Here is a 17,090-nt window from a genome sequence, read left to right on the forward strand (position 1 = left end):
TAAACAAATGCGAAACGATCGTGGCGCCGACCGGATTTTTTCGCGGCTAGCATGGTCGCCAGCGCGTTCCGGCGCCGTCCCGGAAGAAGAAGTCCGAAAAGACCACGATCAGATCGAGGCAATTTGATGCCAATCCAGACACAGTCGAGACGCCATGCGACGGCCGCCCGCGGCCTGATCGCGCTGCTCTGCTCGACGATCTCTTACGCAGCGTTGGCCCAGTCGTCCGGTTATCAGGATCCCGGGCGCCTCGGCGATGCGGCGAGCTGGCGGACGCCGGAATATCTCGGCGATTGGGGCCTGACCTCGATGCGGGCCGACCATGCCTATGCACGCGGCATCACCGGCCGCGGCGTGGTGGTGGGCTCGGTCGATTCGGGCTTTCTCGCCACCCATCCGGAATTCGCCGGACAGGTGACGCCGCTCACCGTGCAGGGCACCTACCTGGCGGACGGCTACCGCTACGAGACCGCCGGGGGCGTGCGCAGCGACCTGTTCACGGCCGGGAGCCCGTTCTCGGTGCCGGGCACCTGGATCCGGGGCGTCAACGACGACCACGGCACCCATGTCGACGGCACCATCGCGGCGCGGCGCGACGGCACCGGCATGCACGGCGTCGCCTTCGGGGCGAGCCTGCTCGCCACCAACACCAACGCCACCGATTCCGCGATCTACGGCGCCAACCAGGACTACACCTACTTCAAGGCCGCCTACGGCAACCTCGTGGCGGCGGGGGCCCGGGTGATCAACTCGTCCTGGGGCAGCCCGCCTCCACCTGAGAACTACAACACCCTCGCGGGGGTCGCTTCCGGCTACGCCAAGTTCCAGGGCCGGCTCGACTGGCTCGACGCGGTGGCGGAGACCGCCCGGCAATACGGCACGATCATGGTCTTCGCCGCCGGCAATGCCGGGGTGAACAACCCGACCGTGCGGGCCGCCCTGCCCTATTTCCAGCCCGACCTCGAATCGCGCTGGATCGCGGCGTCGGGCCTGACCATCGACGACGGCACGGCGTTCAACCGGTGCGGGCTCGCCAAGTACTGGTGCATTGCCGCGCCCGGGCGCGGCATCCTGAGCACCGTCACCTCGACCACGGGCGTGGCCGGCTACGGCTCGAAGAGCGGCACCTCGATGTCGGCGCCCCACGTCACCGGCGCGCTGGCCCTGGTGATGGAACGCTACCCCTACATGACCAACGAGCAGGCGCGCGACGTGCTGCTCACCACCGCGACCCATCTCGGCAGCGGCCCGGCCGACGTGCCGAACGAGACCTTCGGCTGGGGCAAGATCGACCTCGGCCGGGCGATGAACGGCCCGGGCCAGTTCCTCGGCCGCTTCACCGCCACCTTGCCGGGCGGCACGCTCGACGTCTGGTCCAACGACATCTCGGACGCAGCCCTGCGCCAGCGCCAGGCCGAAGACAGCACCGAGATCGCGACCTGGCTGCTGAATCAATCCGTCAGCAACCCGAGATCCGGCCAGCCGGTGGTGGCCCTCACTGCCGATCAGCAGGCCGAGTACCTCTGGCGCGAGGCGCGCAGCCAAGCCTACCTGGCCCGCACCTACCAGGGCGGACTGACCAAGGCCGGGGACGGCACGTTGATCCTCGCCGGCAACAACTCCTATACCGGGACCACCGAGGTGAATGGCGGCCTTCTCGCCGTCACCGGGCGGGTGACCTCGCTCACCAACGTCAATGCCGGCGGCACGCTGGGCGGCTCGACCCTGAGCGGCGGCGGCTTGCTCGGCAGCGTAAACGTCCGCTCCGGCGGCACCCTCTCGCCGGGCGTCGGCGGCCTCGACTCCCTCATCGTGGTCGGGGACCTGAGCTTCGCCCGCGGCTCGCGCTACGCCGTCGAGGTGGCCCCCGGCGCCAGCGACCGCGTCGCGGTGCTCGGCACCGCGCGGATCGAGGGCGGCACCGTCGCGGTCACGTCCGAGGGCGCGGACAGCCTCGTCCCAGGTGCCGTTCGGAGCCTGCTCGGCCAGCGCACCGTCATCCTGCGGTCGACGAACGCGATCGTCGGCCGCTTCGACGGCGCGACCCCGGGCTACGCCTTCATCGGGGCGAGCCTCGACTACGACGCACGCGACGTCGGCCTGACGCTGGCGCGCAACGGAGCGACCTTCGCGTCGGTCGGCGCCACCCGCAACCAGGCGGTGACGGGCGGGGCGATCGAGGCTCTCGGCGCCGGCAACGCACTCTACGAGACGGTGCTGGTCAGCACCGATGCGGGGGCGGCGCGCAACGCCTTCGCCTCCCTGTCGGGCGAGGTCCATGCCAGCGCGGTGACGGCGCAGTTCGAGACCGCGTTCTTCGTCCGCGAGGCGATCCTCGACCGCCTGCGCCGGGGCGACGTACCGGGCGCGCCGGTCTTCGGAAACCTCTCGGCCCCCAGCCTGCCGGCGGCCTACTCGGCCGACCTGCCGGGCCGGGTCGCGCCGCCGGTCCAGGTCCCGGCGCAACTGGCCGAGCCGCGGCCTTACGCGGTCTGGGGCCAGGGCTTCGGCGCCTTCGGCCGCACGCGGGGCGACGGCAATGCCGCCTCGCTGTCGCGCCGGATCAGCGGCTTCGTGCTCGGCGCCGACGCGCAGATGGATTTCGGCGGACTCCCCGGCGCCTGGCGCCTCGGTGTCGCCGGCGGCTACACCAACACCAGCCTCGACGTGACCGGCCGCGCCGCCTCCGGCGTGATCGAGAGCGGCTTCGGCGGCCTTTATGCCGGCACCACCCTCGGACCGGTCTCCTACCGCTTCGGCGGCATCGCCGGGGGCAACAGCCTGTCGCTCCGGCGCAGCATCCTGGCGCCCGGCCTCGCCCAGGGCCTGAGCGCCCGCACCGGCGGCATCACCGCGCAGGTCTTCGGCGAGGTCGGCTACCGGGTGGCGTTCGGGGCGGCGGTCATCGAGCCCTTCGTCGGTGCGGCCGCGATCCGCATCGGCCAGGACGCGTTTACCGAGCGCGGTGGGCCGGCGGCCCTCTCCGGCCTCGGCCGCGACAACGACCTCGCCGCCACGACCGTGGGGTTGCGGGGCTCGACCCGCCTCTCGGCCGACCTGCCGGTGACCCTCACCGGCCTCGTCGGCTGGCGCCGGGCCTATGGCGACGTGGTGCCCAAGGCCCTCCTCGCCTTCGGGGCCGGTCAGACCGGCTTCCTGGTCGCCGGCATACCGATCAACCGCGACGCGGTGGTGGCGCAAGCCGGCCTCGACTGGGCATTCTCCCCGGCGGCGACGCTCGGCGTCTCCTATACCGGCCAGGCCGGCGAGCGGGCGCAGGACCATGCGGTGAAGGGGAACTTCACCTACCGGTTCTGACGAGCCGAAACGAGAAAGGCCCGCCGCCTCGGCCGAGGCGGCGGGCCTTTCTCGTTCGGGCGGGGCCGAGCGCGTCAGCGCTTGCCCAGCATCTCCATCGGCGTCCGGTAGGTCTCCCGCGCCGTGACGATCGACAAAGCGGCGATCGCCGCCGTGGCGGTGACGAAGACCGCGACCGGGACCCAGCCGGTCGGGCCGGTGCCGAGGAGCGAGGCGCTGATGACCGGGGCGAAGCCGCCGAGGGCGAAGCCGATCTGGGTGCCGATCGCCATGCCCGACAGACGGACCTTGGTGTCGAACATCTCGCCGTAGAGCGACGGCCACACCCCGTTGGCGGCGCTGTAGACCACGCCCGAGAGCAGGATGCCGAAGGTGAAGATCAGCGGGATGTTGCCCTGGCTGATCGCCCACATGTAGGGCCAGATCAAAGCGGCGGAGCCGAGCGCGCCGAAGATGAAGACCGGACGGCGGCCGATGCGGTCGGAGAGCGCCGCGAAGGCGGGAATCGCGCCGAGCGCCACCACGTTGGCGAGGATCAGCACGGTCAGCATCGTCGAGCGGTCGATCTGCATCGTGTTGACCGCGTAGGACAGGGTGAAGACGCTGAAGATCGTGCTCACCACCGAGACCAGCGCGGCGAAGATCACCCGCAGCACGTCGGCCCACTGGGTGCGGAACAGCACGGCCACCGGCAGGTCCGCCTTGGCGTGGACCTGCGTCTCCTGCTCCTTCTCGAAGACCGGGGTCTCCGGCAGGGTGCGGCGGACCCAGAAGCCGACCGCGACCACGAGGGCGCTGAGGAAGAACGGGATGCGCCAGCCCCAGGACAGCATCTGCGCCTCGGGCATCTGGGTGATCGGCAGGAAGACCAGCGTGGCGAGGATCAGCCCGGCCTGGGTCCCGCTCAAGGTGAAGCTGGTGAAGAAGGCGCGCTTGTTCGACGGCGCGTGTTCGAGGGTCATCGAGTTGGCGCCGGCCTGCTCGCCGGCCGCCGAGATGCCCTGGAGCAGGCGGGCGATGACGAGCAGGATCGGCGACAGGATGCCGAGCTGCTCGTAGGTCGGCAGGCAGCCGATCATGAAGGTCGAGAGACCCATCAGGAGCAGCGTGAAGGTCAGCACCTTCTTGCGGCCGAAGCGGTCGCCGATATGGCCGAGCGCCACCGCGCCGAGGGGCCGGGTGATGTAGGCGACGCCGAAGGTCGCGAACGAGGCGATCGCCGCCGCCTGCGGGTTGTTCGGGGCGAAGAACAGTTTCGGGAAGATCAGCGCCGCGGCAGTGCCGTAGATGAAGAAGTCGTAGTATTCGACCGCGCTGCCGATCCAGCTCGCGAGTGCGGCCTTCTTCGGCGTCTTCACGGCCTCGGGTTCGGCGACCGCGGCGGCGGTCGCGGGATAGACGGAGGAGGTCATCGGGCGTTTCCTAGGGAATGGAGACGGACGGGCCCGTTGGATCGGACCGCATTCTTCGGGGGATTGGGTGGCGGCTCGGGCCGCCGACCGGGACCGGTTCAGGCCGTCCGGCCGAGCTCGGCGAAATGGCGGAGCATCCGCTCCGGGTCCGGGGTCAGGCCGGTGATGAGGCGGAACGCCTCGACCGCCTGGAACACCGCCATGCCGCCGCCGTCGAGGGTGCGGCAGCCGATCCGCCGCGCCTCGCGCAGGAGCGCGGTCTCGAGCGGGAAATAGACGATCTCGGCGACGAACAGCGTCGGGTGCAGGTATTCGGCCGGCAGCGGCAGGCCCGGATACTTGTCCATGCCGGTCGGCGTGCAATGGACGAGGCCGTCGGCCGCGGCGACTTCCGCCGCGAGGTCGGTGCAGGCCCGCGCCCGGCCGGCGCCGAACCGCTCGCAGAGCGAGGCCGCGACGCCAGCCGCGCGCGCCGGGTCGATGTCGTTGAGGACGAGATCCTTGACCCCGAGGGTCAGGAGCGCGTGAGCGACCGCCGCACCGGCACCACCGGCGCCGAGCTGCACCACCCGATCAAGCGCCGCGTCCGGCAGGCCGCGCCGGAACGCCTCGGCGAAGCCCCACCAGTCGGTGTTGTGGCCGACGCGCTTGCCGTCGCGCAGGACCACGGTGTTGACCGCGCCGAGAGCCGCCGCGTCGGGCGACAGCTCGTCGAGATGGGCGAGCACCGCCTGCTTGCACGGATGGGTGATGTTGAGGCCCGAGAAACCCATCCGCTCGGCCGCCGTCAGCAGGTCCGACAGGGCGTCGGCTCCGAGGCCGAGCCTTTCCAGGTCGATCTTCTGGTAGAGGAGCCGCAGGCCCTGCGCGTCGCCCTCGTGCTCGTGCATCGCCGGGGTGCGGGAGGCCTGGATGCCGTTGCCGATCAGGCCGGCCAGGACGGAATGAGTGGCTGCGCCCATGCGACGGGCTCCTCTCTCGAAACGTTCCTCGGATGACGCGATTGCGACGCGCTTGAATCCAAATGTACTAACCGGTACGTTCATGTCAAGCGCGAAAGACGGTGGGCTGCCAGGTCCCCGGTTCGGGCTCGACGGAGCCGGCCCCGTTTGCGATGGAGAGCCGGCGGACAAGCGGACGGGAGAACGCGATGAGGAAGGCGATCGCCACGGTGTCGGTAAGCGGCACGCTGATCGAGAAGCTGGAGGCGATCGCGGCGGCGCGCTTCGACGGGGTCGAGATCTTCGAGAACGACCTCTTGTTCCATACCGGCCCGGCGCGCGACGTGCGCCGTTACGCTTCCGACCTCGGCCTGTCGATCGACCTGTTCCAGCCCTTCCGCGATTTCGAGGGCGTGTCGGACGAGCAGCTGAAGCGCAACCTCGACCGGGCCGAGCGCAAGTTCGACCTGATGGAGGAGCTCGGCGCGCCGCTGATCCTGGTCTGCTCCAATGTCGGCACCGAGGTCTCGGACGACGACGCCCGGATGGCCGACCAGCTCTACCAGCTCGCCGACCGGGCGGCGAAAAGAGGCCTCAAGATCGGCTTCGAGGCCCTGTCCTGGGGCACCAAGGTGCGCACCTTCGATCGGGCCTGGGGCATCGTCGAACGGGCGAACCACCCGCATCTCGGCCTGATCCTCGACAGCTTCCACACGCTCGCGCTTCCCGACGACTGGTCGGGCATCGCCAATCTGCCGGGCCAGCGGGTGTTCTTCGTCCAGCTGGCGGACGCGCCGCGCATCGGCATGAACCCGCTGACGCTCAGCCGCCACTTCCGCTGCCTGCCGGGCCAGGGCGACCTCGACGTGCCGGGCTTCCTCCAGGCGGTGCTGGCCTGCGGCTATACCGGCACGATCTCGCTCGAGATCTTCAACGACGACATGCGCGCCGCGCCCCCGCGCCAGACCGCCGCCGACGGCCACCGCTCGCTGCTGTTCCTGGAGGAGAAGGTGCGCCGCACCGACGAGGCGGCGGCTTTGTCTCCCTCCTCGCCCAAGCGGCCCCGCCGCCGGGTCGAGCTGTTCGATCCGCCGCTGCCGCCGGCCATCGCCGGCCACCGCTTCATCGAGGTGGCGGTGGACGAGCGCTGCGAGGGGGCGCTGGCGCGGCTGCTGGGCCAGCTCGGCTTCACGCGGCTCGGCCGCCACCGCAGCAAGGCGGTGACGCTCTACGGCCAGGGCGAGATCCGCATCGTGCTCAACCGCGAGCCGGATTCCTTCGCCTCGTCCTACTTCCTGATGCACGGCCCCTCGGTCTGCGCCCAGGCCATCACCACCGACGACGCGCTGGCGGCTCTCGGCCGGGCCGAATCCTACGGCGCCGCCCGCTTCGGCGGCCGGATCGGACCGGACGAAAACACCTTCCCGTCGATCCGCGCGCCCGACGGCAGCCTGATCATCCTCACCGACGCGACGACCGGGGGCGATTTCGAGCGCGACTTCGTGCTGGACGAGGGCGCGGAGCCGGCGGGCCTGCTCACCCGGGTCGACCACGTGGCGCAGGCCCTGCCCGAGGGCCAGCTCGATTCCTGGGTGCTGTTCTACCGCGCGGTGCTCGGCCTCGAGCCGGAGGACGTGGTGGTGCTGCCCGATCCCTACGGGCTGGTGCGCAGCAAGGCGATGTCGAATGCCGAGCGCACCATGCGGCTGCCGCTCAACATCTCGGAGAGCCGCAACACCGCCACCGCCCGCCTGGTGACGAGCTTCGCGGGGGCGGGCGTCCACCACATCGCGCTTGCCACCGACGACATCTTCGCGGCGGCCGAACGCCTGAAGGCCGCCGGCGCGACCTTGCTGCCGATCCCGGCCAATTACTACGACGACGTGGCGGCCCGCTTCGGCCTCGACGACGCGACCGTCGCGCGGATGCAGTCCTTGAGCATCCTCTACGACCGCGTCGGCGACGGCGAGTTCCTGCAATTCTACACGACGCCGTTCGAGGAGCGGTTCTACTTCGAGATCGTGCAGCGGAAGGGCGGCTACGACCTCTACGGCGCGCCGAACGCACCGGTGCGGATGGCGGCCTTGGCGGCGTTGCGGGGTCCGAACCTGTCGCAGGTGCTGCGGTAGGGCCGGGGGGCGGCAGGAACCCGCTCGACGATATCGACACCCTCCGGTCATTCCGGGGCCGCGCCGCGGAGCCCGGGATTTCCGATGTGGACGGCCCCTTCTCGCAAGCAGAGCAGTCCGGCCGAGCGTTCGCGTCGCATCCCGATTTCCGGCCTGGGTGCAGCCCCGGGGACCGCAGCCGACAGGGTGGTTCACGACAGGCTCCGCCATGGGAAACACGGCCTCGGACGGCCCCTGGTTTCCACGGAATTGCGTGCGTCGCAGCCGGAGTTGCCAACCACTCCGAGCCTGTTTGATACGAAATCCGGAAGATCACTTCCGGATTTCGTATCATCAGCCCGCGCGGCGCCTGAGCGAAGTCGCTTTCCGCATCGCGATGCGATCAATCGGAAAGCGTATGAGTCGACCGACCGCCTTGGAACCCTCGATGTCATCCCGGGGCCGCGAAAGCGGAACCCGGGATCCATCACCGCTGACGATGCAGGATGAAGCGGAACGCCGTTCGCTCTTTCAAGATGAGTCAGCGTTTATGGATCCCGGGTTCTCGTCCTCGACGAGCCCCAGGATGACGGGGAGAGTTTGGATCGGGCCGGCCCGCTCAAACAGGCTCTCACACAGTTCCGATTGATCGCTTCGCGATGCGGAAGCCGTATCGCCAGCATCCGCTTGCAAGCTCACGGGCGCCTCGCGGAGGCGCCGCCGTGAAGGAACGAGGGCGGACTTTGCGGCGTCCTCACCCGACGTAGAACCCCGCCCCCTCGAACGTCACGCCGGCGAAATCCCCCCGGCGCCAGCGCAGGCGCACCGTGAAGTTGCGCAGGTCGTGGGCGGCGATGACGAGGGGAAAGGTTTCCGGCAGGGGGATGCGGGTGGGGACGCGAAGCCGCGCGCCCGCGGTCGAGACGTCCACGACCTCGCAGGCGACGGAGTGGTCGGGGCCGAGCACGATCCGTCCCGGCTGGATCATGCGGCGGCGGCGGCCGACGCGGGGAGTGGGGGCGGAAACCCGACCGTCATCGCCGTCGGTCTTCCGCAGATCGGTCATGGAATCCCCGCAACCGGGCCCCGTGCCCGCACGGCACGCTTACGGCTTTCCGCCGCCCGCGCAAACCCGGCGCGGGTCGAAGCGGCTCCGTTAACCAGGCGTCAAGCATGTTCCTTCATGCCTCGTTAGCCATCAACCGTCGGACACGTCCCGGCCCATGCCCGCAGCCCCGGTCCCGCGCAAGCGCCCTTCCCTCCCGCCCGAAAGCCCGGTCGCGGGCCTGATCGCCCGTCGCCGCGCCCGGGAGGCGGCGACGGAGCGGGGCGTGTTCGGCGCCGCCATCCTGCTGGCGCTCACCGCCACGGGCTTTGCCGGCTACACCCTCTCCCAGCCGACCCGGCCCTACGACGTGCGTCAGGTGCTGCCGGCCATGATGACCGGGCCCTTCGCCTGGCAGCGGACGATCACCGAGGCGCGCGCCCCCGAGCCCGACCTCGATCCCCTGATCACCGGTTCGCTGGCGGAGAAGCCGGCCGCGCCCGCCGCGGCGGCGGCCGTGCCGCTAGCGCTCGCCGGACCGCCGCCCGCCGGCTTCGCCCTGCGGCGCGCCTCGGCGGGCCAGGCCGTGGTCGAGGGACGCGACGGGATGCACGAGATCGCCATCGGCTCCACCCTGCCGGGCGCCGGCCGGGTGCTGTCGATCCGCAGCACCAGCGCCGGCTGGATCGTCATCACCACCGAGACCATCATCGGACCGACCCCGCTGTGAGTGCGCTGCGGCAAACTCCAGGGCTGAAGCAAGCCTGGAGCAAGCGTGGCCGCCTAGAGCGGGAGCCTCATCGGGAGACCGCGCCGCAGCGGCGGGCGGACCCGCCCCACCGCGCCGACGGGCCGGAGACGCATCCGTGACGAACACGCTGACGAGCTACATGCTCCTGTCGCGGAATCTCGCGACCTCGCTGCAGCGCAAGGGCAACGATCCGGTCGTCGCCCGCGACACCGCCTATTACCAGGCCAATATCGGCAAGGTGAAGTCGGTCGACGACTTCATGGCCGATACGCGGCTCTACAATTACGCCGTCAAGGCCTTCGGCCTCGAGGACATGGGCTACGCCAAGGCGTTCATGAAGAAGGTCCTGACCGAGGGCACGGCCACGTCCACCGCCTTCGCCAACCGCCTGGCGGACGACCGCTACGTCGCCTTCGCCAAGGCCTTCGACTTCACGCAGAACACCACCGCGAAGGGGACCGACCCAGTCGTGGTGTCGCCGACCCAGCTGACCCCGGCGGGCAGCGCGAAGCTCTCCCTGCCCTACGCGCTCGCCGCATCCTACGACTTCACCGGCACCAACGAGGCGAGCTTCACCCTCTCGTCGCAGGTCGACGCGACCACGACGAAGAGCGCCACCATCGTCCTCAACAAGGCGACCCTCGCCGGCAAGGTCGCGGACCTCGCCAAGGTCACCCCGACCGAGATCGGCGCGGCGATCAACGCCCAGATCGGCGCGTCCGGGGCCGACGGGCTGATGGGCAAGGTGCAGGTCGGCATCGGGGCCAACGGCAACCTGTTCTTCGAAACCACCGGCTACACCGATCTCGGCCTCGACGGCGCGCCGGGCGGCAGCGGCGTGAACGCCGACACGGTCTACCTCGCCGGCGGCACCAACCGCACCCTGACGGTGACCAATGCCGCCCTGTCCGATCCGGGGCAGACGGCCGTCGGCATCGGCAACGGGACGGACCTCACGCCGGGCGCCAACGTCAAGGGCGTGGTCGACGCCTACCTGCAGCAGAGCCTCGAAACCGATGCCGGCGCCGAGGATACCGGGGTGCGCCTCGCCCTCTATTTCGCCCGCAAGGCGCCGTTCCTCAACAGCGGCTACGACATCCTGAGCGATCCCGCTCTCACGCAGGTCGTCAACACGGTGATCGGCCTGCCGGCGACGAGCAGCGCCACCACCAGCGATGCCCTGGCGAAGCGCGCGGCCCTCATCTCCTCCAAGGTCGATTTCACGAGCTTCCTGGACCCGGACAAGGTCGAGGCCTTCGCCCGGCGCTTCGCGGCGATCTGGGACGCGCAGAACAACACCGCCACGGATCCGATCCTGGCCCTGTTCAGCAACGGCCAGGCGTGAGGCGGCGATGCAGAACAGCCTCTACGTCAACCTCTCGGCCCAGGTCGCCCTCGACAAGCGCCTGACCACCACCGCCAACAACGTCGCCAACATGGCGACGGCGGGCTTCCGCGCCGAGGAGACCAAGTTCTCGGCGCTCCTCGCCCAGGCGACCAAGGGCGCCGTGGCCTTCGTGAACTCGGGCGACACCTACCTCTCGCGGGCCTCCGGCCCGATCACCAAGACCGATTCGCCCCTCGACGTCGCGATCCAGGGCGATGCCTGGCTCAGCATCGGCGGCCCGTCCGGTCCGGTCTATACCCGCGACGGGCGCATGACGATGGACGCGACGGGTCAGTTGCGTACCCTCACCGGCCAGCCGGTGCTCGATCCGGGCGGCTCTCCCCTCCTCCTCGATCCGCAACAGGGCCCGCCGACGATCGGGCGCGACGGCAGCATCTACCAGGGCACCAACCAGGTCGGCGGGATCGGCCTGTTCGTCATCGACAAGAAGGCGACGCTCACCCGGGCGCCCGGCAACGCCGTGACCGCCAACATGCCGGCGCAGCCGGTTCAGGATTTCACCCGGATCGGCATCGTCCAGGGCTACGTCGAGGGCTCGAACGTCAACCCGATCATGGAGATGACGAAGCTCATCACCATCCAGCGCGCCTTCGAGAGCGCCGCCACGGCGACGACGGAAGCCGAATCCTCGCTCCAGAGCGCCGTGAAGTCGCTCTCGCCGCAGGGTAGCTGAGCATGGACGCCGACCCGCTCGCGCGCCTTACCGAGGCGATGACGTCGGCCCGGCAGGACGGGGCCCTGGTGCGGATCGGCGGGCCGATCCGCGAGGTGACCGCGAGCGCCTGCCGGATCGGCGGCGTCGCGCCCTTCGTGCGCCTCGGCGACCGGATGGCCTTCTCGACGGGCGGGCGGTCGCAGGTCGGCGAGATCGTCCGGGTCGATGCCGAGGGCGCGACCCTCAAGGCCTATGAGAGCCGGATCGAGGCCGGGATCGGCACGATCGCCCGCCGCCTCGGGCCGGCGGAGCTAAGGCCCGATCCGAGCTGGAAGGGCCGGGTCATCGACGCCCTCGGGCGCCCGATCGACGGGGCCGGCCCGCTGATCGCGGGCGAGCGCGCCGTTCCCCTCGACGCCGACCCGCCGGCGGCGCTCGGCCGCGCCCGGGTGCGCGCGCCGTTACGCACCGGCGTCCGGGCGCTCGACCTCTTCACCCCCCTCTGCGCCGGCCAGCGCATCGGCATCTTCGCCGGTTCCGGCGTCGGCAAGTCGACCCTGCTCGCGATGCTGGCGGGGGCGGAAGGGTTCGACAGCGTCGTGGTCGCCCTGGTGGGCGAGCGCGGGCGCGAGGTGCGGGAATTCCTCGAAGGCGCGCTGGCGCCGAGCCGCGCCCGCGCCGTGGTGGTGGTCTCGACCGGCGACGAGAGCCCGATGATGCGCCGCCAGGCGCCGAAGGTGGCCCTCGCGGTGGCCGAGGCGTTCCGCGATCGCGGCGAATCGGTGCTGCTGATCGTCGATTCGGTGACCCGCTACGCCCATGCCGCCCGCGACGTGGCGCTGGCGGCGGGCGAGCCGGCGGTGGCCCGCGGCTACCCGCCGAGCGTCTTCTCCGACCTGCCGCGCCTGCTCGAGCGGGCAGGCCCGGGCCTCGAGGGGCGCGGCACCATCACAGGCGTGTTCTCGGTGCTGGTCGACGGCGACGACCACAACGATCCCGTCGCCGACAGCATCCGCGGCACGCTGGACGGCCACGTCGTCCTCGACCGGGCCATCGCCGAGCAGGGGCGCTACCCGGCGGTCGACCTCCTCGGCTCGATCTCGCGGCTTGCCACCGAGGTCTGGACGCCCGAGCAGCGCGACCTGATCCGCAAGCTCCGGGCGATGATGGCCCGGTTCGAGGAGACCCGGGACCTGCGCCTGATGGGCGGCTACCGGTCCGGGACCGACGCCGAGCTCGACCAGGCCATCGCCCTGGTGCCGCGGATCTACGACGCCCTGCACCAGGACCCGACCCAGCCGCCGAGCCGGGACGCGTTCCTGGAGCTCGCCCAGAGCCTGCGGGGCTGACGCGCGATGGCCGAGCCTCTCCCGTTCTCCAAGCCCCGCGCAAGCCTGGGCGGGTCTAGTCCGTCCCGAGTTCCGGCTTCGCGAGTCGCATCTCCGCAAGCCCAGTCCCGCCTGCATCCCATTCGAAGCATTTTGACGAACGAGGTCCCGCAATGAGTCTCATCGGCGTGCTCCGCTCCGGTGTCTCGGGCATGAACGCCCAGTCCAACCGCATCTCGACGGTGGCGGAGAACATCCAGAATTCCAGCACGACGGGCTACAAGCGCGCCTCGACGGAGTTCTCCTCGCTGCTGATCGCCGATACCGGGACCGGCAACTACAATTCGGGCTCGGTCGAGACGACGGTGCGCCGGGCGGTGAGCGAGGGCGGCACCATCAACGCCACGACCTCCAAGTCCGACCTCGCGATCGACGGCAACGGCTTCTTCGTCGTCCAGGACCCGTCGGGCGCACCGCTCCTGACCCGGGCCGGCAACTTCAAGATCGACGCCACGACCAACAATTTCACCAATGCCGCCGGCATGACCCTGATGGGCTACAGCCTGCTCAACGGCGAGCCCTCGACGACCCTCAACGGCGTCGCCGACATGGTGCCGATCAGCCTCGCCGCGGTCAACAGCCGGGCGACGCCGACCACCGCCGGCTCCCTGTCGGGCAAGCTGCCGGTCGACGCCACCGCGGCCGGGGCGGACCAGTACTCGAAGAAGTACTCGGTCGTGGCCTACGACAACGTCGGCAAGTCCCGGACCGTCGACGTCTACCTGGCGAAGAACAACGACAACACCTGGACGGTCTCGCTCTACGACGGCGCTGCCACCCCGACCCCGTCCGGCACCGCCCCGAGGCTGCCCTTCGACGCGAGTGGGGCCACGATCGCGCCGCTGGCGAGCACCACCCTCGGCTTCAATGCGCAGGGCCAGATCACCGGCACCGGAGCCAAGGGCTCGGGAACCTATACGGGTCCGAAATCCCTCACCCTCACCACCCCGGGCGGGCAGAGCACGACCTTCGACCTCTCCGGCCTGACTCAGCTCGCCGGCGACTACGCCATCACGGGCACGGCCAACGGCCAGGCGCCGGCCGCCGTGACCGGCACCTCGTTCGACGCGGACGGCACCGTCTACGCCAATTTCGACGACGGCACCCGCCTGGCGGCCTTCAAGGTCCCGGTCGCCACCGTGCCGAGCGCCGACAACCTCGAGCCGCGGTCCGGCAACGTCTACCGGCCGACGGTCGATTCCGGCGCGATCCAGGTCGGCTTCGCCAGTCAGGGCGGCCGCGGCAAGATCCTGTCGGGCTCCCTCGAGCAGTCGAACGTCGACGTCAGCACCGAGCTCACCGCGATGATCGAGGCGCAGTCGACCTATACCGCCAACTCGAAGGTGTTCACGACCGGCAACGAGATGCTCGACACCCTGATGAGCCTGAAGCGGTAACGGCAGAGGAGAGCAGCGCCTGATCGCGCCGCGATCGGGCGCCGCTCTCGATCTGGTTTTGCCGCATTTTCTGCGACGAACCGGTCTCCACTTCGTCGGAAAATGCTCCAGCCAACCGGAACTGACAGATGGGTCTCTCGCTCGCGCTCGATTCGGCACGCTCGGCGCTCCTCGCGACGTCGAGCCAGATCGCCACCAACGCCCGCAACACCGCGGGGGCGAACGACCCCGGCTATTCGCGCAAGATCGTCAGCCTGGTGACCGGCGCGGGCGGGACCACGGTCGTGGTGACCCGCGCGAGCGACGCGGCCCTGTTCACCCGCAAGCTCTCGGCGGCCTCGGCGGCCTCCGAGAGCCAGGCCCTGCTCGACGGGCTCACCAAGCTGTCGATGACGGTGGGCGATACCAGCGACGCGGGGTCGCCGGCCGCGCGGCTCGGCGCCCTCAACGCGGCGCTCCAGGCCGCCGCCAACCGCCCGGACGATGCCGGGCTCGCCCGGACGGCGGTCGAGAGCGCCCGCGACCTCGCCACCAGCCTCAACGGCGCGGCGGACGCCGTGCACGATGCCCGCGCGACGGCCGACCAGGGCATGGCGGACTCGGTCGCGCGCATCAACGACCTGCTCGGCCAGTTCGACATCGCCAACCGGGCGGTGATGCGCGGCACGGCGAGCGGCCAGGACGTCAGCGACAGCCTCGACACCCGCGACCGCATCGTGTCGCAGCTCTCGGCCGAGATCGGCATCTCCGTCTCCGACCGTCCGGGCGGCGACATGGCGATCTACACCGACAGCGGCGTGACGCTGTTCGACCGGGGCGCCCGGAATGTGAGCTTCACCCCGACGACGGCCTTCGCGGCGGGCACGGTGGGCTCGGCCGTGACGGTCGACGGCGTGCCGGTCACGGGGGCGAGTTCGCCGATGCGGCTCGCGAGCGGGCGGCTCGCCGGCCTCGCCTCGTTGCGCGACGAGAGCGCGGTCGCTTACGAGAACCAGCTCGACGCCATCGCCGGCGCCCTGATCGACACCTTCAAGGAAACCGGCGCCGCCGGGTCGAAGACGGGCCTGTTCACGGCCGGCGCGAGCGGCGCCCTGCCGGGTTCGACCGCCGGGCTCGCAGGGAGGATCGCGCTCAACGCCGCCGTCGACCCGACGAGCGGCGGCGACGTCACGACCCTGCGCGACGGCGGCATGAACGGTGCCGCCTACAAGGCCAATCCGGGCACCGACGCGGCTTACGCGACGCGGCTGAACGGGCTGGTCGCCGGGCTGGCGACGGCGCGCAGCTTCACCCCGGGCCCGCCGCTGAACGAGACCGCGACGCTCGCGGGCTTCGCGGCCGATTCCGCCGGCTGGCTCGAAGCGACCCGCAAGGCCGCCTCGGGGGATGCCGACTACCAGAAGACCCTGCTCGGGCGGGCCAGCGACGCCCTGTCGAACGCCGTCGGCGTCAACGGCGACGACGAGACCGCCCAGATGCTGCAGCTCCAACGCGCCTACACGGCCTCGGCCAAGATCCTGACCATGGTGGACGACCTGCTGCAGACCCTCCTGACCGCGATCCGGTGAGGCGTCCCGGCGATCCCCCGCAAGACAGAGCCCTGCCTGCCATGATGACCACCAGCTACATCTCCAGCCTCAGCCTGTGGAACACCCCGCGCAATGCCGCGGGCCGGCTCCAGACCGAGATCGCGACCGCGACCCAGGAAATCACGGCGGGGCGCTACGCCGATATCGGCCTCGCCCTCGGGTCCCAGGTGAGCCGCAGCTTCTCCCTGCGCCAGAGCACGGCGGAGATCGCCGCCCTCAAGGACGGCAACGGCGTCACCGCCCTGCGCCTCGGCGCGACCCAGAACATCCTGCAGCAATTGCAGAAATCCGCCGACACGCAATTCGCCGCCCTGACCGGGCTGACCTCGGACAAGCGCGTCGCCGCGATGGCGGCCTCGGCCGGCGACACCCTGGCGTCGCTGACGAGCCTCCTCAACTCCTCCGCGAGCGGGCAGACGCTGTTCTCCGGCATCAATACCGGCGTGAGCCCGATCAAGGACGGGGCCGTGGCCAATGCCCAGGCCGCCGCGACCGCCGCGTTCCAGACCGCCTTCGGCTTTCGGCCGAACGACCCCCGCGCCTCCACCCTGACGGCGGCGCAGGTGAAGAACTTCCTCGAAGGCACGGTCGCGGCCCAGTTCGCCGACCCGAACTGGGGCAACACCTGGTCGCAGGCCTCGAGCACCGCCGTGACCAGCCGGATCTCGCTGAGCGAGACCGTGACCACCTCGGTCTCGGCCAACGGGACGGCGTTCCGCCAGCTCGCCGAAGCCGCCATCGTGTCGAGCCTCGGCCTCACCGGCCTCTCGGCCGACGCCCAGGCCGTCGTGTCCGACCGGGCGATGGGTCTCCTCAGCCAGGCCAGTGCCGGGCTGGTCTCGCTCCAGGCCGATCTCGGCCGCAGCCAGTCGCGCATCACCGACGCCAATACCCGGCTCGACGCGCAGGCCTCCCTCTTCCAGAAGGAACTCTCCCGCCTCGAAGCGGTCGATCCGGCCGAGGCCAAGACCCGGCTCGACGCCGCGCAGACCCAGCTCCAGATGTCCTACTCGCTGACCGCGCAGATCCAGCAGCTGTCGCTCCTGAAATACCTCTCGTAGCCCGGCGACCCCGCCGG

12 protein-coding genes are annotated in these 17,090 nt (G+C 70.6%); 9 read left to right on the top strand and 3 right to left on the bottom strand.

The window, feature by feature from the left end:
- Positions 1–126 precede the first annotated feature (126 nt).
- Positions 127–3,318 (top strand): autotransporter serine protease, encoded by a 3,192-nt coding sequence (locus tag HBB12_RS31095; protein WP_236992959.1) that lies wholly within the window; start codon positions 127–129, stop codon positions 3,316–3,318.
- Positions 3,319–3,392: 74 nt separating this feature from the next.
- Here the strand turns inward: HBB12_RS31095 and HBB12_RS31100 are convergent, their stop codons facing one another.
- Both HBB12_RS31100 and HBB12_RS31105 read right to left on the bottom strand, forming a co-directional pair.
- A complete protein-coding gene (locus HBB12_RS31100) occupies positions 3,393–4,730 on the bottom strand; it encodes an MFS transporter (RefSeq protein ID WP_236992960.1) in 1,338 nt (445 codons plus the stop codon).
- A gap of 98 nt (positions 4,731–4,828) precedes the next feature.
- The gene (locus HBB12_RS31105; RefSeq protein ID WP_236992961.1) at positions 4,829–5,692 is read right to left on the bottom strand and encodes a shikimate dehydrogenase; all 864 of its coding nucleotides are present in this window, start codon (positions 5,690–5,692) and stop codon (positions 4,829–4,831) included.
- A 188-nt stretch (positions 5,693–5,880) separates the two neighbouring features.
- Between HBB12_RS31105 and HBB12_RS31110 the strand changes: the two genes are divergently transcribed.
- The gene (locus HBB12_RS31110) at positions 5,881–7,800 is read left to right on the top strand and encodes a bifunctional sugar phosphate isomerase/epimerase/4-hydroxyphenylpyruvate dioxygenase family protein (RefSeq protein ID WP_236992962.1); all 1,920 of its coding nucleotides are present in this window, start codon (positions 5,881–5,883) and stop codon (positions 7,798–7,800) included.
- Between the two features lie 733 nt (positions 7,801–8,533).
- Here HBB12_RS31110 and HBB12_RS31115 read toward each other — a convergent pair.
- A complete protein-coding gene (locus HBB12_RS31115; RefSeq protein ID WP_236992963.1) occupies positions 8,534–8,845 on the bottom strand; it encodes a PilZ domain-containing protein in 312 nt (103 codons plus the stop codon).
- A 157-nt stretch (positions 8,846–9,002) separates the two neighbouring features.
- Here HBB12_RS31115 and HBB12_RS31120 point away from each other — a divergent pair, with 157 nt between their 5' ends.
- The 7 genes from HBB12_RS31120 to HBB12_RS31150 all read left to right on the top strand — a co-directional run bounded on the left by HBB12_RS31120 (position 9,003) and on the right by HBB12_RS31150 (position 17,073).
- Positions 9,003–9,554, top strand: coding sequence for a hypothetical protein (locus HBB12_RS31120; RefSeq protein WP_236992964.1), 552 nt, complete (start codon positions 9,003–9,005; stop codon positions 9,552–9,554).
- A gap of 136 nt (positions 9,555–9,690) precedes the next feature.
- On the top strand, positions 9,691–10,920 hold the full coding sequence (locus HBB12_RS34570; protein WP_236992965.1) for a DUF1217 domain-containing protein: 1,230 nt from the start codon (positions 9,691–9,693) through the stop codon (positions 10,918–10,920).
- A 7-nt stretch (positions 10,921–10,927) separates the two neighbouring features.
- Positions 10,928–11,656, top strand: coding sequence for a flagellar basal-body rod protein FlgF (gene flgF, locus HBB12_RS31130; RefSeq protein ID WP_236992966.1), 729 nt, complete (start codon positions 10,928–10,930; stop codon positions 11,654–11,656).
- Positions 11,657–11,658: 2 nt separating this feature from the next.
- The gene (gene fliI / locus HBB12_RS31135) at positions 11,659–12,987 is read left to right on the top strand and encodes a flagellar protein export ATPase FliI (protein ID WP_236992967.1); all 1,329 of its coding nucleotides are present in this window, start codon (positions 11,659–11,661) and stop codon (positions 12,985–12,987) included.
- Between the two features lie 152 nt (positions 12,988–13,139).
- Positions 13,140–14,423 carry a flagellar hook protein FlgE gene (locus tag HBB12_RS31140; protein WP_236992968.1) on the top strand — a complete coding sequence of 428 codons (1,284 nt, stop codon included), beginning with the start codon at positions 13,140–13,142 and terminating at the stop codon, positions 14,421–14,423.
- Positions 14,424–14,551: 128 nt separating this feature from the next.
- Positions 14,552–15,991 carry a flagellar hook-associated protein FlgK gene (gene flgK, locus HBB12_RS31145; RefSeq protein ID WP_236992969.1) on the top strand — a complete coding sequence of 480 codons (1,440 nt, stop codon included), beginning with the start codon at positions 14,552–14,554 and terminating at the stop codon, positions 15,989–15,991.
- Positions 15,992–16,032: 41 nt separating this feature from the next.
- Positions 16,033–17,073: a flagellar hook-associated family protein gene (locus HBB12_RS31150; RefSeq protein WP_236992970.1), complete on the top strand. Its 1,041-nt coding sequence runs from the start codon at positions 16,033–16,035 to the stop codon at positions 17,071–17,073.
- Positions 17,074–17,090 lie beyond the last annotated feature (17 nt).

It is taken from the genome of Methylobacterium sp. SyP6R (genome assembly GCF_019216885.1).
Taxonomy (GTDB): Bacteria; Pseudomonadota; Alphaproteobacteria; order Rhizobiales; family Beijerinckiaceae; genus Methylobacterium.

Coding starts and splice junctions, on each gene's coding strand:
- HBB12_RS31095 (WP_236992959.1), top strand. CDS start 127: ATGCCAATCCAGACACAGTCGAGACGCCATGCGACGGCCGCCCGCGGC.
- HBB12_RS31100 (WP_236992960.1), bottom strand. CDS start 4,730: ATGACCTCCTCCGTCTATCCCGCGACCGCCGCCGCGGTCGCCGAACCC.
- HBB12_RS31105 (WP_236992961.1), bottom strand. CDS start 5,692: ATGGGCGCAGCCACTCATTCCGTCCTGGCCGGCCTGATCGGCAACGGC.
- HBB12_RS31110 (WP_236992962.1), top strand. CDS start 5,881: ATGAGGAAGGCGATCGCCACGGTGTCGGTAAGCGGCACGCTGATCGAG.
- HBB12_RS31115 (WP_236992963.1), bottom strand. CDS start 8,845: ATGACCGATCTGCGGAAGACCGACGGCGATGACGGTCGGGTTTCCGCC.
- HBB12_RS31120 (WP_236992964.1), top strand. CDS start 9,003: ATGCCCGCAGCCCCGGTCCCGCGCAAGCGCCCTTCCCTCCCGCCCGAA.
- flgF (WP_236992966.1), top strand. CDS start 10,928: ATGCAGAACAGCCTCTACGTCAACCTCTCGGCCCAGGTCGCCCTCGAC.
- fliI (WP_236992967.1), top strand. CDS start 11,659: ATGGACGCCGACCCGCTCGCGCGCCTTACCGAGGCGATGACGTCGGCC.
- HBB12_RS31140 (WP_236992968.1), top strand. CDS start 13,140: ATGAGTCTCATCGGCGTGCTCCGCTCCGGTGTCTCGGGCATGAACGCC.
- flgK (WP_236992969.1), top strand. CDS start 14,552: ATGGGTCTCTCGCTCGCGCTCGATTCGGCACGCTCGGCGCTCCTCGCG.
- HBB12_RS31150 (WP_236992970.1), top strand. CDS start 16,033: ATGATGACCACCAGCTACATCTCCAGCCTCAGCCTGTGGAACACCCCG.